Annotated in this window: 13 protein-coding genes; 8 read left to right on the forward strand and 5 right to left on the reverse strand. The window is 74.8% G+C overall.

Annotated elements, in window-relative coordinates; all coding sequences use genetic code 11:
* Positions 1-153 precede the first annotated feature (153 nt).
* Complete coding sequence (locus J116_RS31400) at positions 154-921, forward strand: chaplin (RefSeq protein ID WP_023589218.1); 768 nt, start codon at positions 154-156, stop codon at positions 919-921.
* Here J116_RS31400 and J116_RS21875 read toward each other — a convergent pair.
* Together J116_RS21875 and J116_RS21880 are read right to left on the reverse strand one after the other, a co-directional pair.
* Positions 885-1,619 (reverse strand): DUF2293 domain-containing protein, encoded by a 735-nt coding sequence (locus J116_RS21875; RefSeq protein WP_023589219.1) that lies wholly within the window; start codon positions 1,617-1,619, stop codon positions 885-887. The genes J116_RS31400 and J116_RS21875 overlap by 37 nt on opposite strands.
* 332 nt (positions 1,620-1,951) lie before the next feature.
* Positions 1,952-3,163, reverse strand: coding sequence for a pyridoxal phosphate-dependent aminotransferase (locus J116_RS21880; RefSeq protein ID WP_023589220.1), 1,212 nt, complete (start codon positions 3,161-3,163; stop codon positions 1,952-1,954).
* 84 nt (positions 3,164-3,247) lie between these two features.
* Here J116_RS21880 and J116_RS21885 point away from each other — a divergent pair, with 84 nt between their 5' ends.
* Both J116_RS21885 and J116_RS21890 read left to right on the forward strand, forming a co-directional pair.
* Entirely contained in the window at positions 3,248-3,916 is a 669-nt protein-coding gene (locus tag J116_RS21885; protein ID WP_023589221.1) for a winged helix-turn-helix transcriptional regulator, read from the forward strand.
* 77 nt (positions 3,917-3,993) lie between these two features.
* Positions 3,994-4,629 (forward strand): nucleoside/nucleotide kinase family protein, encoded by a 636-nt coding sequence (locus J116_RS21890; RefSeq protein ID WP_023589222.1) that lies wholly within the window; start codon positions 3,994-3,996, stop codon positions 4,627-4,629.
* A gap of 245 nt (positions 4,630-4,874) precedes the next feature.
* Here J116_RS21890 and J116_RS21895 read toward each other — a convergent pair whose 3' ends face one another.
* Positions 4,875-5,765, reverse strand: a complete 891-nt coding sequence (locus J116_RS21895) for a carbohydrate kinase family protein (RefSeq protein ID WP_023589223.1) — start codon at positions 5,763-5,765, stop codon at positions 4,875-4,877.
* Positions 5,762-6,769: a pseudouridine-5'-phosphate glycosidase gene (locus J116_RS21900; protein ID WP_023589224.1), complete on the reverse strand. Its 1,008-nt coding sequence runs from the start codon at positions 6,767-6,769 to the stop codon at positions 5,762-5,764. The genes J116_RS21895 and J116_RS21900 overlap by 4 nt, the downstream gene beginning before the upstream one ends.
* Positions 6,770-6,843: 74 nt before the next feature.
* Here J116_RS21900 and J116_RS21905 point away from each other — a divergent pair, with 74 nt between their 5' ends.
* Positions 6,844-7,629 (forward strand): class I SAM-dependent methyltransferase, encoded by a 786-nt coding sequence (locus J116_RS21905; RefSeq protein WP_023589225.1) that lies wholly within the window; start codon positions 6,844-6,846, stop codon positions 7,627-7,629.
* Positions 7,630-7,676: 47 nt separating this feature from the next.
* Here the strand turns inward: J116_RS21905 and J116_RS21910 are convergent, their stop codons facing one another.
* Positions 7,677-8,231 carry a methylated-DNA--[protein]-cysteine S-methyltransferase gene (locus tag J116_RS21910; protein WP_028964381.1) on the reverse strand — a complete coding sequence of 185 codons (555 nt, stop codon included), beginning with the start codon at positions 8,229-8,231 and terminating at the stop codon, positions 7,677-7,679.
* A gap of 183 nt (positions 8,232-8,414) precedes the next feature.
* Here J116_RS21910 and J116_RS21915 point away from each other — a divergent pair, with 183 nt between their 5' ends.
* The 4 genes from J116_RS21915 (at position 8,415) to J116_RS21930 (ending at position 14,523) form a co-directional block, all read left to right on the forward strand.
* Entirely contained in the window at positions 8,415-9,338 is a 924-nt protein-coding gene (locus J116_RS21915; protein WP_023589227.1) for an MHYT domain-containing protein, read from the forward strand.
* Positions 9,339-9,423: 85 nt separating this feature from the next.
* Positions 9,424-11,586: an excinuclease ABC subunit UvrB gene (gene uvrB / locus J116_RS21920; protein WP_023589228.1), complete on the forward strand. Its 2,163-nt coding sequence runs from the start codon at positions 9,424-9,426 to the stop codon at positions 11,584-11,586.
* Between the two features lie 198 nt (positions 11,587-11,784).
* Positions 11,785-12,363: a TerD family protein gene (locus tag J116_RS21925; RefSeq protein ID WP_023589229.1), complete on the forward strand. Its 579-nt coding sequence runs from the start codon at positions 11,785-11,787 to the stop codon at positions 12,361-12,363.
* 156 nt (positions 12,364-12,519) lie between these two features.
* Positions 12,520-14,523, forward strand: a complete 2,004-nt coding sequence (locus J116_RS21930) for a TerD family protein (RefSeq protein WP_028964382.1) — start codon at positions 12,520-12,522, stop codon at positions 14,521-14,523.
* Positions 14,524-14,639 lie beyond the last annotated feature (116 nt).

Here is a 14,639-nt window from a genome sequence, read left to right on the forward strand (position 1 = left end):
CCAAGGGCGGGGACCGTGGAGGTGGCGTGACAGTCCGCTTCAAACGTCCCTCGATAGGGTGAATGCGGGGTGCGCCGTAACCCGTCCGGACGCCGGGCGCGTTAACCGGAGTGCGGGCGAGTGCCCGTGACGAACTCCGGAAGGCAGGAAGCCATGAGGCACAGTCGCCGAAATGGTCTGGTCATTCTGATGGCCACGAGCGGCGCGCTCGCGCTGGCCGCCGGCTCGGCGCAGGCCGACGCCGGCGCGTCGGGCGCGGCGGTCGGCTCGCCCGGACTGATCTCGGGCAATGGGGTGCAGCTGCCGGTGCACGTCCCGGTCAACGTCTGCGGGAACACCGTGAACGTGGTGGGCGTGCTGAACCCCGCGTTCGGCAACGGCTGCGCGAACAAGGGTGGCGGCGCGCACGGCTCCCACCAGGACAAGCCCGGCACGTCCCACGGCTCCGGCCACGGCGGCAAGGGCCAGGGCGGGCGCGGCAGCGGCAACGGGGGCGGAGCGACCGCCGACGGCGCCGCCGTGGGCTCACCCGGCGTGATCTCCGGCAACGGAGTGCAGCTCCCCGTGGACCTGCCGGTCAACGTCTCGGGGAACTCGGTCAACGTCGTCGGCATCGGCAACCCGGTCTTCGGCAACACCTCCGACAACGGCGGCGCCGAGCCGCCCACGCAGGTCACCCCGCCGAAGCCCGCCGAGCCCGCAGAGCCCGCGAAGCCCGCCGAGCCGACCACGCCGCCGAAGAGCGACGAGCCCGCGAAGCCCGCCGCGCCCAAGCCCGCCGCGGAGGCACCCGCACACGCCCCGACCCTCGCGGTCACGGGCACCGGCGACCTCGTCGGCATCGGCCTGCCCGCCGCGGGGCTGCTCATTGCCGGGGCGATGATCTACGGCCGCTCCCGCCGGTCGTCCGCCCGCGCCTGACCGGCCCCGGGCGGCCCCTCGGGGAGTCCGTCACCGGGGCCGGGACGCCAGGACACCAGTACGGCCTCGATGGCCGGGGCCACCCGGACCCGGGCCTGGTACCGCGGCACCCCGCTCAGGAGCAGCGCGTCGTACGGGGTGTCCCGGTGCCGCACCGACGCCCGTACGGCCGCCGTGACCGCGCCCTCGTCCAGGGCGCGCCCGGCAGCCGTACGGCCCACCCGTCCGCTGCCGCGCACCGAGGCGTGCGCGGCGATCTCGGCGGCCCGGTCGGCCGGGCACCCGGGGAACAGGCGCCGTATCTCCGCCTCCAGCGCCGCCGTGAACGCCGCGTCCTGGGCCGCGCGCCGCTCCGCGTCCCTGGCCCTGCGCCGCGCCCGCGCCCCGGCGTCGGCCCGGCACGCCGCCTCAGCCCGGGCCAGGGCCGCCTCCTCCACGAGGATGCCCTGCCGCTCGTACCGGGTGCGGCGCCGGTCGTGCCGTACGACCACCGCCCAGCGGCCGCTCGCCTCCCGGGCGCGCCGGGTGAGCGCCGCGTCGCCGCGCGGCAGGTAGACCAGGTGCGCCAGCTCGGCGCAGTACAGGCAGAGCGGCGCGGACTCCTCCACCACCATCCGCCGCAGCGGGCCCCGGCGGCACCGCGAGCAGCGGGCGCGCGGGCGGCGTGGCTCGACCACCACGACCGGGTCTCGCGGCACGGCACACCTCCCCCGGGGAAGCCGTACGACGCTGAGGTCATCCCCGCGCCGCCCCCACCCCGAAACCGCCCCGGCGCCCGCCGCGTTCACCCGGAACGCGGCCACCGCACCACGCGGCCGCCGCGCGGCCACCGCACCACGCGGAACCGTCCCACCGCGACGGGCCGTCCTCCCGAGTCTCGGCGCCCGGACCCGGTGGACGGCCGCCTGTGGCGGGAGCGCCGCACCGCCCCCGCCCGCCCCTGCCCTTGCCCCGACCCCGGCCCTGCCCTGGCCTGCCCCGGCCCCGGCCGGAGCCTGCGCGCACCGGGCCGGAGGGAGGGCCGGGCGGCCTACTGCCGGTAGCCGCTGAGGAAGCGCCCGATCCGGCTGATCGCCGCGTCGAGGTCGTCGGCGTACGGCAGCGTGAGGATGCGGAAGTGGTCGGGGCGCGGCCAGTTGAAGCCCGTGCCCTGCACGACCTGGATCTTCTCCCGCAGCAGCAGGTCCAGGACGAACTTCTCGTCGTCGTGGATCGGGTGCACCTTCGGGTCGAGGCGGGGGAACGCGTACAGCGCGCCGCGCGGCTTCACACAGGACACGCCCGGGATCTCGTTCAGTTTCTCCCACGCCCGGTCGCGCTGCTCGTACAGCCTGCCGCCCGGCGCGGTCAGCTCCTTGATGGACTGCCGTCCGCCGAGCGCCGCCTGGATCGCGTACTGCGCCGGGGCGTTGGGGCACAGCCGCATGGAGGCGAGCATCGTCAGGCCCTCCAGGTAGTCGCGGGCGTGCTGCCTGGGGCCGCTGACGACGAGCCAGCCGGAGCGGAAACCGGCCACGCGGTACGTCTTCGACAGACCGCCGAAGGTGAGGACGACCAGGTCGGGCGCGAGGGCACCGGCCGGGTGGTGGACGGCGTCGTCGTAGACGATCTGGTCGTAGATCTCGTCGGCGAGGACCATCAGCTGGTGGCGGCGGGCCAGGTCGAGGATGCCCTCGACCACCTCGCGCGGATAGACCGCACCCGTGGGGTTGTTGGGGTTGATGATGACCACGGCGCGCGTACGGTCGGTGATCTTCGCGGCCATGTCGTCCAGGTCCGGGTACCAGTCCGACGACTCGTCGCACAGGTAGTGCACCGGCCGCCCGCCGGCGAGCGTGGTGACCGCCGTCCACAGCGGGAAGTCCGGCGCGGGGATGAGCACCTCGTCGCCGTCCTCGACCAGCGCCTGGACCGCCATGGTGACCAGCTCGGAGACGCCGTTGCCGAGGTACACGTCGTCCACGCCGACATCGGTCAGCCCCATCGCCTGGTAGCGCTGGGCGACGGCGCGGCGGGCGGAGAGAATGCCGCGCGAGTCGGTGTAGCCGTGCGCCTGCGGCAGCATCCGGATCATGTCCTGGACGATCTCCTCCGGCGCCTCGAACCCGAACAGGGCCGGGTTGCCGGTGTTGAGGCGCAGGACGCTGTGGCCCGCCTCCTCCAGCGCGTTGGCGTGCTCGATCACCGGGCCGCGGATCTCGTAGCAGACCTCGCTCAGCTTGCTCGACTGCCGGAATTCCATACGGCGACCTCCACGGAATGGGTGTTGCTTGGTTTTACCAAGTGTGAGCTTGGAAAGTCCAACAAGACGTCTAGACTGCGTCGTATGCCACGTCCGAGCACGCGTTCCACCGACCGCCGCCGCAGCTACGACCAGTACTGTGCCGCCGCCCGCGCCCTCGACGCCGTCGGCGACCGCTGGACCCTGCTGATCGTCCGCGAACTCCTCGCCGGACCCCGCCGCTACACCGACCTCCACGCCGACCTGCCGGGCGTGAGCACCGACATGCTCGCCACCCGGCTGAGGGACATGGAGCGCGACGGCCTCGCCACCCGCCGCCGTCTGCCGCCGCCGTCGCCCGCGTACGTGTACGAGCTCACCGACCGGGGCCGCGCACTGCTGCCCGTACTGCGCGCCCTCGCGCGCTGGGGCGCCCCCGCCCTGGACGCGCCGCGCCCCACGGACGCCGTGCGGGCCCACTGGTTCGCCGTGCCGCTGCTCGACGCGCTGGAGGCGGCGGGCGAGCCGGGGACGGTGGAGGTCCGCCTGGACGAGGGCGTGTTCCACGTCCGCCTCAGCGGCGAGGACGGCGTCGCATACGGGGACGGGCCCGCCGAGGCGCCCGACGCCCGGCTCCGCATGGACGCCGCGACCTGCGCGGAGGTGGGCGGCGGCGAACTGACGCTGGCGGCCGGGGTGAAGGCGGGGCGCGTGGAGGTGGCGGGGGAGAGCGCACTGGCCGCCGCGCTCCGTGGCGAGTCGGGACGCGGCTGAGACGCGCCCGGGGACGGGCGGGGCGTCGAGCCGCGGCCCTGGGCCGGCAGGGCTGGGCGTCTTGGCAGGATGAGGGCGTGCGACTGGAACCGATCACCTGGGAACGGCTCACCGACGCGCTCGCCGCGCACCTGGACGGGCTGCGCCCTTCCGACGGAGGCCCCTGGCTGAAGGCCGGCATCGACGGCGCCCCCGCGGCGCGCCCGGGTGACCTGGCCGACGCCGTGGCGCGGGAGCTGCGGCTGCGCGGGCGGGACGTCATCTCGGTCGGCACGTCCGGGTTCCTGCGCCCGGCGTCGCTGCGGTTCGAGTACGGCAAGGAGGAGCCGGACGCGTACTACGGCGGCTGGTTCGACATGGGCGCGCTGTGGCGGGAGGTGTTCGGGCCGCTGGAGCCGGACGGCACCGGACGCGTCCTTCCCGACCTGTGGGACCCGGTCACCGACCGCGCGACGCGCAGCCCGTACCGGCCGCTCGCGCCCGGCGGGGTCCTGCTGCTGCACGGACCGTTCCTGCTCGGGCACTGGTTCCCTTTCGACCTGACCGTGCACCTGAGGCTGTCCCCGGCCGCGCTGGCCCGCCGCACGCCCGAACGCTGGACGCTCCCGGCCTTCGAGCGGTACGCGGCGGAGGTCGCCCCGGCGGACACGGCGGACGTGGTGGTACGCGCCGACGACCCCCGCCATCCGGCCTGGACCCCGCTCCCGAGCTGACCGCCCGCCACAAGGACCGGCCCCCGGTGGCGGACTGCCCCCGGCGGCCGACCGATCCCGGCGCGCTGCCCGCCTGGCGCGGCTTGGCCCCGGCGGCCGACCGCCACCGCGCGGTCCGGACGCCCGCCCACGCCCCCCGGCCCTACTCCGGACGTCCGGCCACCATGGCTCCCGGCCCTGCTCCGGGCACCCGCCCCGGCCACGCCCCCGCCCTGCTCCGGACGCCCGCCCGCCGCGCACTCGCCCTACCCCGGACGCCCGCCCGCCACCGTCACCGCCTCGGCGCCCGCGTGGCAGCCCGCCTCCGCGGCCTCCGCCACCGTCGCCCCGGCCAGCCGCGCCGCGAGGAAGCCGCCCGCGAAGGCGTCGCCCGCCCCCGTGGTGTCGAGCGGCCGCACCCGCCGCGCCGCCACTCGCGCCACCACCTCACCGGCCTCCGCGACCAGCGCCCCCGCCGCGCCCAAGGTCACGGCGACCAGCCGGTGGCGGCGGCTCAGCGCGGCGGCCGCGGCCTCGGGCGCGGAAAGCCCCGTCAACAGCGCCGCCTCGTCGGCGTTGGGGAACAGCAGGTTCGCACCCGCCACGGCGGCCAGGAACCGGTCCACGCCCAACTCCCCGGCGAACCCCGTGGACGCCGGGTCCACGCTCACCGGAACGCCCCGCTCCCGCGCGTCCGCCATCGCGAGCGCCGCCGTGTCCCGGCTCGTCGCGGCGAAGAACAAGTAGCCCGACAGGTGCAGATGGCCCACCCCGTCCAGCAACCGCGCCGACCAGTCGGCGGGCGCGAGCCGCAGTACCGCCCCGCTGTCCGTGAGGAACGTCCGCTCCCCACCGGCCCGCCCGTCCACCAGCGCCACCACCGTCCCGGTCGGCGCCTCCGGGTCCCGGACGAGCAGCGGACGTACCCCGGCCCGGCGCAGCGCCGCCTCGTGCCAGGCCGCCTCGCCCGCGCCGACCCGCCCCAGCAGCCGTACGTCGGCGCAGCCTGAACGCGCCGCCCAACAGGCCGCGTTCGCCGCCGCCCCGCCCGGCAGGACCCGGATCCGGGCGGCGGTGTCCGTGCCGGGCGCCAGCGGCTTGGCGTGCCTGGCCACCACGTCGGTGACCACGTCCCCCACCAGCAACAGCCCGCTCACAGCGCCTCAGCCGCCCCACCAGCCCCCATCACTCCGCTCGCCCCACCATCCTCACCGACCCCGGCATCCTCGCCCGGCCCTTCCGTCGCTTCCGCCGCCCACGCCGCCGCGACCCGCGCGGCCAGCCGGACGTTGCCGCGTACCGCCGCCAGGTTCGCCTCCAGGGACGCCCCGTCCGTGTGCCGTACCAGGTACTCCAACAGGAACGGTGTCACCGCCTGTCCCGTGATGCCCCGCTCCCGGCACTCCGCCAGGCCCTCCGCGAGGACCCGGTCGTGCAGCGCCGGGTCCAGCTGCTCGTTCTCCGGCACCGGGTTGGCGACGACCAGCGCCGCCTCGGGCCCGCCCAGCGCGTCCGCCGCGCGCATGACCGCCGCCACCTCCTGCGGCGACCCCAGCGTCCAGTCCACCGGCTCGCCCGACGACGCGATGTAGAAGCCGGGGAAGCGGTCCGTCCCGTACCCGGCCACGCCGACGCCCAGGGTCTCCAGCCGCTGGAGCGTCGCCGGCACGTCGAGGATCGACTTCACGCCCGCGCAGACCACCGTGATCCGCGTCCGCGCCAGCAGTCGAAGGTCCGCCGACTCGTCCTGCGTCCGCGTCCACTCCCGGTGCACCCCGCCGAGCCCGCCGGTCGCGAACACGCGCAGGCCCGCCCGCGCCGCCAGGAACGCCGTGGCCGACACGGTCGTCGCCCCGCTGGCGCCCGCCGCGACCGCGAGCGCCAGGTCGCGGTGGCCCAGCTTCCGTATCGCATCGTCCGCCGCGACCCGCTCCAACTGGCCCTTGTCCAGCCCGATGCGGGGCACCCCGTCCAGTACGGCGATCGTGGCCGGGACGGCGCCCCCGGACCGTACGAGCGCCTCCAGCTCCTCGGCGACGGCCAGGTTGCGCGGGCGCGGCAGCCCGTGCGCGATGATCGTCGACTCCAGGGCGACCACCGGGCGGCGCGCGGCCAGCGCCTCCCGTACCTCTTCCGACAACACGACTGCGGTCTGGGACATGACCCATCCCTGGCGCGCCGGGCACACGCCCAAACCTCACGGCTCCCGCAGCCTCCTCCTCGTACGCTGCCCCCATGCGCACCCCCACGGCCCGGTACTTCTACGACGACCTGGCAGCCGACTACGACCTGCTCTACGCGGACTGGGACGCGAGCGTCGCCCGGCAGGGCACGGCCCTGGACGACCGCGTCACGCGCGCGCTGGGCCCCGGCACGTACGACGTGCTGGACTGCGCGTGCGGCATCGGCACCCAGGCGCTCGGCCTCGCCGCCCGGGGCCACCGGGTCACCGGTACGGACCTGAGCCCCGTCGCCGTCGCCCGCGCCGCCCACGAGGCCGCCGCCCGAGGGCTCCCGCTCACCGTCGCCGCCGCCGACATGCGCGCCCTTCCGCTGAGCGACGGCGCCTTCGACGTGGTCGTGTGCGCCGACAACTCGCTGCCGCACCTGCTGACCGCCGACGACGTGCGCACCGCCCTCGCCGGGATGCGCCGCGTGCTGCGGCCGGGCGGACTGCTGATCCTCACCACCCGCCCGTACGACGAACTCCGAGGCGAACGCCCCCTCTCCACCCCGCCCTCCGTCCGCAGCGGCCCCGAGGGGCGCACCGTCAGCTTCCAGCTGTGGCACTGGCACGACGACGGCGAGCGCTACGACCTGGAGCTGTTCCAGCTGCGCCCGGACACGGACGAGGGCGCGGACCCGGACCGCTGGACCACCACCGTGCGCCGCGCCACGTACTGGGCGCTCACCCGGAGACAGCTGGCCGAGCTGGCCGCAGAGGCCGGGTTCCACACCACCGACTGGCACGACCCCGACAGCACCGGCTTCTTCCAGCCCCTGCTGACGGCCCGCACCTGACCGGCTGTCCCACCGAACAGCGAGCCGGGGAACCGCGCAGAACAAGCTCAGAACAGCGGCTCCGGAAGCACCCCCTCCAGCACCAGCAGCCGGCGCTTCGTCTCCAGCCCGCCGCCGAACCCGCCCAGCCCGCCGTCCGCCTCCACCACGCGGTGGCACGGCACCACCACGGGCAGCGGGTTGGCGCCCATCGCCGCGCCGACCGCCTGCGCCGCGCCCGGCTGCCCGACCCGCGCGGCCAGCTCCCCGTATCCCACGAGCGTCCCGTACGGCACCCCGGAAGCCAGCTCGCGCAGCACCTGCCGGTTGAACCCGCTGGTCAGCGACCAGTCCAGGGGTAGATGGAACTCCCGGAGGCGCCCCGCGAAGTACGCCTCCAGCATCCGTATCGGCTCGGCGAGACGCCCCGAGGCCGTTTCCACCGGCTCCGCCCCGAGCCGCGCCGCGAGCCGTCCGGGCGCCTCGCGCCGGACTTCCTCGCCCGCGTGGAAGACGACACCGACCAGCCCGTCGGCGGTGGCCGCCAGCAACAGCGGCCCGATGCCGCTGCCGACGACCGCCCACTCCACGGTCCGTCCCCCGCCCCGCACACTGCTGTCCATACCGTCACGCTACGCGCCGCCACTGACACCGCCCCCGGCCCGCTCACCCGCCACCGGCGCACCGGTTCCGCGGCCACTCCCGCACCCCGCGGCCGCCGCCCGCCCGAACGGGCGCGCGGCGCGTGCACTACCCTCCACGGTCAGGTTCGCGGCGGAACACCGAGGGGTGAGGGGCACACGGGTATGCGGGGCACAGTCGAAGGATTCAGCCACGGGCTGGTCACGCCCGTGGTGGCCTACCTCATGGCCTGCCTGGGCGGCGCGCTGGGCCTGCGCTGCACCACCAGATCCCTGCGCACCCCCGCCACCCCCCGCCCCGGGTGGCTCGCCCTGGGCGCCACGTCCATCGGCGCCGGCATCTGGACCATGCACTTCATCGCCATGACGGGCTTCCGCGTCGAGGGCGTGACGATCGACTACGACCGGCCGGTCACCTTCGCCAGCCTCGCCGTCGCGATCTTCATGGTCGGCATCGGGATCTTCATCGTGGGACTGCGCGGCCGCACCACGATGGCCCTCGTCACCGGCGGCACGATCACCGGCCTCGGCATCGCCACCATGCACTACCTGGGCATGGCGGGCATGCGCTTCCCGGGCCGCATGGAGTACGACACGCTCACCGTCGCCCTCTCCGTGGTGATCGCCGTCGTCGCGGCGACCACGGCACTGTGGGCCGCCGTCAGCGTGCGCGGATTCGCCGCGAGCGTCGGCGCGAGCCTCGTCCTCGGCCTGGCGGTGACGGGGATGCACTACACGGGCATGGCCGCCGCCAGCGTCCACCTCCACGGCGCCGCCGCCACCGCCGAGCCCGTCGGCGCGGTGGACGCCCAGGCCGCCGTCGAGGCCGTGGACGCGGTGGGCGCGGAGGCCGCCCACGCCGTGGGCGGCGCGCTCGACGCGGCCGTCACAGCGGGCGGCGGTACGGCTCCGGAACTGATCCCGCTGCTCGTGGGACCGGCCGCGTTCCTGCTGCTCGCCGGGTTCGTCGTGCTGTTCGACCCGGCACTCGTCACGGGCGACCGGCACGGCCGGCACCCCGCCGACCCGCGCGCGCAGCTCCCCGGCATCCCGGCCCCGCGCCACCGCGACCGGCACGCCGACCGCTGACCCGGCCCATCGCCCGCCCTGCCCCACCGTCCGCCCCGTGGGCGATCGGCACCCGACTGTCAGTGGCGGGTCGTACGGTGGACTCATGCGGCCCGTAACCCAGATCGAACGCTCGGTGGCGCCCTTCGAGGTCGTCAGCCCGTACCAGCCCAGCGGTGACCAGCCCACGGCCATCGCCGACCTCGAACGGCGCGTCCGCGCAGGTGAGAAGGATGTCGTCCTGCTCGGCGCGACCGGCACGGGCAAGTCGGCCACCACGGCCTGGATGATCGAGCGGCTCCAGCGGCCCACGCTCGTCATGGCGCCGAACAAGACGCTGGCCGCGCAGCTGGCGAACGAGTTCCGCGAGCTCCTGCCGAACAACGCCGTCGAGTACTTCGTCTCGTACTACGACTACTACCAGCCCGAGGCGTACGTCCCGCAGTCGGACACCTACATCGAGAAGGACTCCTCGATCAACGAGGAGGTGGAGCGCCTGCGCCACTCCGCGACGAACTCCCTGCTCACCCGGCGTGACGTGGTCGTCGTCGCGTCCGTCTCGTGCATCTACGGCCTGGGCACCCCCCAGGAGTACGTGGACCGGATGGTCTCGCTGAAGGTCGGCGACGAGATCGACCGGGACGAGCTGCTTCGCCGCTTCGTGGACATCCAGTACACGCGCAACGACCTCGCCTTCGCGCGCGGCACGTTCCGGGTGCGCGGCGACACGATCGAGATCTTCCCCGTGTACGAGGAGCTCGCCGTCCGCATCGAGATGTTCGGCGACGAGATCGAGGCCCTCTCCACGCTCCACCCGCTCACGGGCGAGGTCATCAGCGACGACCAGCAGCTGTACGTGTTCCCCGCCAGCCACTACGTGGCGGGTCCCGAGCGCATGGAGCGCGCCGTCACCGGCATCGAGCGCGAGCTGGAGCAGCGCCTCGCCGAGCTGGAGAAACAGGGCAAGCTGCTGGAGGCGCAGCGGCTGCGCATGCGCACCACGTACGACATCGAGATGATGCGGCAGATCGGCTCCTGCTCCGGCATCGAGAACTACTCGCTCCACTTCGACCAGCGCGAGCCCGGCTCCCCGCCCAACACCCTCCTCGACTACTTCCCCGAGGACTTCCTGCTGGTCATCGACGAGTCGCATGTCACCGTCCCGCAGATCGGCGCCATGTACGAGGGCGACGCCTCCCGCAAGCGGACCCTGGTGGACCACGGCTTCCGGCTGCCGTCCGCGCTGGACAACCGGCCGCTGAAGTGGGAGGAGTTCCAGGAGCGCATCGGCCAGACCGTCTACCTGTCGGCCACGCCCGGCGCGTACGAGCTGTCCCGCTCCGACGGTTTCGTGGAGCAGATCATCCGCCCCACCGGCCTGGTCGACCCCGAGGTCGTCGTCAAGCCCACCGAGGGGCAGATCGACGACCTGGTCCACGAGATCCGCGTCCGCACCGAGCGCGACGAGCGCGTCCTCGTCACCACGCTCACCAAGAAGATGGCCGAGGACCTCACGGACTACTTCCTGGAGCTCGGCATCCAGGTCCGCTACCTGCACAGCGACGTGGACACGCTGCGCCGCATCGAGCTGCTGCGCGAGCTGCGCGCCGGCGAGTACGACGTGCTGGTCGGCATCAACCTGCTCCGCGAGGGCCTCGACCTGCCCGAGGTGTCCCTCGTCGCCATCCTCGACGCCGACAAGCAGGGCTTCCTGCGGTCCGGCACGTCGCTGATCCAGACCATCGGCCGCGCCGCGCGCAATGTGTCGGGCCAGGTGCACATGTACGCCGACACGGTCACCCCCGCGATGGCGCAGGCCATCGACGAGACCAACCGCCGCCGCGAGAAGCAGGTCGCGTACAACAAGGCCCACGGCATCGACCCGCAGCCGCTCCGCAAGAAGATCAACGACATCGTCGCCACCATCGCGCGCGAAGAGGTGGACACGGAGCAGCTGCTCGGCACGGGCTACCGGCAGTCGAAGGACGGCAAGGGCGCCAAGACCCCCGTCCCGTCCCTGGGGACGACGGCGAAGGCCGCCAAGGACGGCGGGAAGGCCGCGAAGGCCGCCAAGGGCAAGGCGGCCCGTACGGGCGCCGTGACCAGCGACCGGCCCACCGCCGAGCTGGCCGGGATCATCGAGGAGATGACCGAGCGCATGCGGGCCGCTGCCGCGGACCTCCAGTTCGAGGTCGCCGCCCGGCTGCGCGACGAGGTGAGCGAGCTGAAGAAGGAGCTGCGCCAGATGAAGGAGGCGGGCATCTCCTGACCGCCGCGCCCCCGGCCCGCCGGGACGCCGCACCGCAGCGGCCCCGGCCGGCAACGGGGGCGCCGCGTCGCTGTGTTGCAACACCGATACAAAGTGGGACCGCCCTCCTGACGGCCCCACGACCCCGCATAGGGTGCTGGGAACCGCACCCCACACCACAGGGCGGCCGCGGGGAACGCTACAGAGAGGGGACAGGGCGTGTCGGTCAACTTGACCAAGGGTCAGGCCATCAGCCTGCAGAAGAGCGACGGGGGGACCCTGACCGCGGTGCGGATGGGGCTCGGCTGGCAGGCGGCGCCGCGCCGTGGTCTGTTCGGCTCGCGCACCCGGGAGATCGACCTCGACGCGTCGGCGGTGCTGTTCGCCGGCAAGCAGCCCGTCGACGTCGTGTTCTTCCGTCACCTGGTGAGCGACGACGGCTCCGTCCGCCACACCGGTGACAACCTGGTCGGCGGCGCGGGCCAGGGCGGCGACGACGAGGCGGTCCTCGTGGACCTCCAGCGCGTCCCGGTCCACATCGACCAGATCGTCTTCACGGTCAACTCCTTCACCGGCCAGACGTTCCAGGAGGTGCAGAACGCGTTCTGCCGCCTCGTCGACGAGACGAACGGCCAGGAGCTCGCCCGCTACACCCTGAACGGCGGCGGCCAGTACACCGCCCAGATCATGGCCAAGGTGCACCGCACCGGCGACGGCTGGACCATGACGGCCATCGGCACGCCGTCCAACGGCCGCACGTTCCAGGACCTGATGCCGGCGATCCTGCCGCACCTGTAGCCGTACGGACGCGGGCACCCGCAGCCGTACGAGAGGTACGCACCGCAGCTCCCGGAGCTCCTTTCGCCGGGAGCTGCACGCGTGCGCGGCCCCGAGCGCCGCGTCGCACCCGTCTGTACGCACACCACCAGCCGCACCACCGAGGGGACGACAGGCATGACGGCCGAGCTGGTCCGGGGGCAGAACCACCCGCTGCCCGGCACCCGACTGGAGGTCCGGGTGTCGTCCGGGGTGCCGGTGGCCGTCGGGGCCACGCTCTCCGGCGCCGACGGGACCGTCACCGGAGCCGACCGGGTCGTCCACCCCGGCGCGCCGTCCCTGCCCGGCGTCGAGGTGTCCCGGCAGGCGGCCGCCGAGCACCGGCTCGCCCTGGACCTGGGGGCCGTCGCCGCCGACGTGCACCGCGTCGCCGTCCTGCTGGCGCTGCCCGAGGGCACGGGAGGGCCCGGCCGCTTCGGCGCCGTCGCCGCGCCGTTCGTCGCGGTCACCGCCCTCGACGGCACCGAGATCGCCACGTACACCCTCACCGGCCTGGACACCGAGTCCGCCGTCGTCGCCGTGGAGCTGTACCGGCGGCAGGACGCCTGGAAGGTCCGCGCCGTCGGCCAGGGGTACGCGGGCGGGCTCACCGCGCTCCTCCAGGACCAGGGCGTACCCGGCGCGGCCGCGCTCGCCGCCGCCGTGCGGGACGCCGTGACGCGCGGCCTGGACCGTTCGGTCGCCACGCCCCCGCCCCGTACCGAGGACGGCGACCGCCTCCGCCGTACCGCCCCGCCGCTCGCCCCGGCAGCCGCCTCCGGGACACCGCAGCCCTCCTCCGGCCCCCAGCCGCCGCACACGCCCGCGCCCGTCGCCCCCGACACCGCGCCGCCCCCGCCCGTCGCCCCGGCGGTCCCGCCCGCGCCGGACGGCACGCCCCCGCAGGCCGCCGCGCCCGCCCCGCCCGGCGGTCCCATCGACTACACGCACCCCCGCCGCCGTACCAGCGCGCCCCCGCCCCCGTCGGCGCCGCCCGCGCAGCCCGGCGCCCCGGTCGCCGGTGACGCCAGCGGCTGGACCATGGAGGAGCGCCTCTACAACCAGGTGTGGGGCATGTTCGAGGACCTGGCCCGTACGACCGCCGCCTACCGCAGCGCCGTCGACTTCGCCGAGTCCCGGATGGAGAGGGAACTGGACAGCGTCCTGTCCGACCCGCGCAGCCGCATCGGCACCGCGGGCGACGCCGCCCGCGCCGAGGCCCGTGCCCGCTGCGAGGAGCTCACCGGGAAGGCCAGGGAGGCGCTCGACCGCGACCTCGCCCAGCTGACCGCCGAGTCGGAGGTGGTCGAGCCCGCCCTCCCGGTCGCCTTCGCCCGCTGGGACCACCCCGTGTGGCACGCCTACCGCGTCCCGATGGAGATCCCGATGGCCCTGCGCCTCGGAGACCTCCACCTCCCGGAGCGGCCCGAGCTGCGCATCCCCATGCTGATCAGGCTGCCGCTGGAGCGCGGCCTGTGGGTGGACAGCGGCCGCCGGGGCTCCGAGCGGGCCCTGATGACGGACGAGGGCCGGCTGCGCCGCCTCGCCCTCGACACGGCCGTCGCCCACGCGGCGCGGCTCCTCGCCGTCTACCCGCCCGGCGACTTCACCGTCCATGTGATCGACCCGGCGGGCTCCGGCGCCGCCGCGTTCGCCCCGCTCACCGCTTCCGGCGTGCTGGCGGAACCCCCGGCGACCGGCGCCGGGGGAGTGGCCACGGTGCTGGCGCGGCTCACCCGGCGCGTGGACCTGGTGCAGATGGCCCTGCGCGGCGGCGCGGGCACGGACGCGCTCCCGCCCGACCTGGACACGGCCGAGCAGCTGCTGATCGTCAACGACTTCCCGCACGGCTTCGACGACCGGGCCGTCACCCAGCTGCGGTACCTCGCCGACGAGGGCCCGGCCGTGGGCGTGCACCTGATGATGGTCGCCGGCCGCGAGGACGCGAGCGCGTACGGACCGGTGCTCGACCCGCTGTGGCGTTCCCTGCTGCGCGTCACGCCCGTGCCGGACGACCATCTGGCCGACCCGTGGGTGGGGCACGCCTGGACGTACGAGCCGCCGCGGATACCGGAGGGCAGCGAGGTGCTGCACCGGGTCCTCGCGAACGTCGCGGAGGCCCGCCGCGACTGGCGCCGCTGATCCCCCCGGGCCCTTGCCCACGGTCCGTAGAGTCCGTCCGGTCTCCGCCCCTGCCTCCGTAATGCGGCCCTGACCTGCATTTTTGGGTCTTTCTTTGCAAAGCCCTTTACCCGGCC

The sequence above is a fragment of the Streptomyces thermolilacinus SPC6 genome (genome assembly GCF_000478605.2).
Taxonomy (GTDB): domain Bacteria; phylum Actinomycetota; class Actinomycetes; order Streptomycetales; family Streptomycetaceae; genus Streptomyces; species Streptomyces thermolilacinus.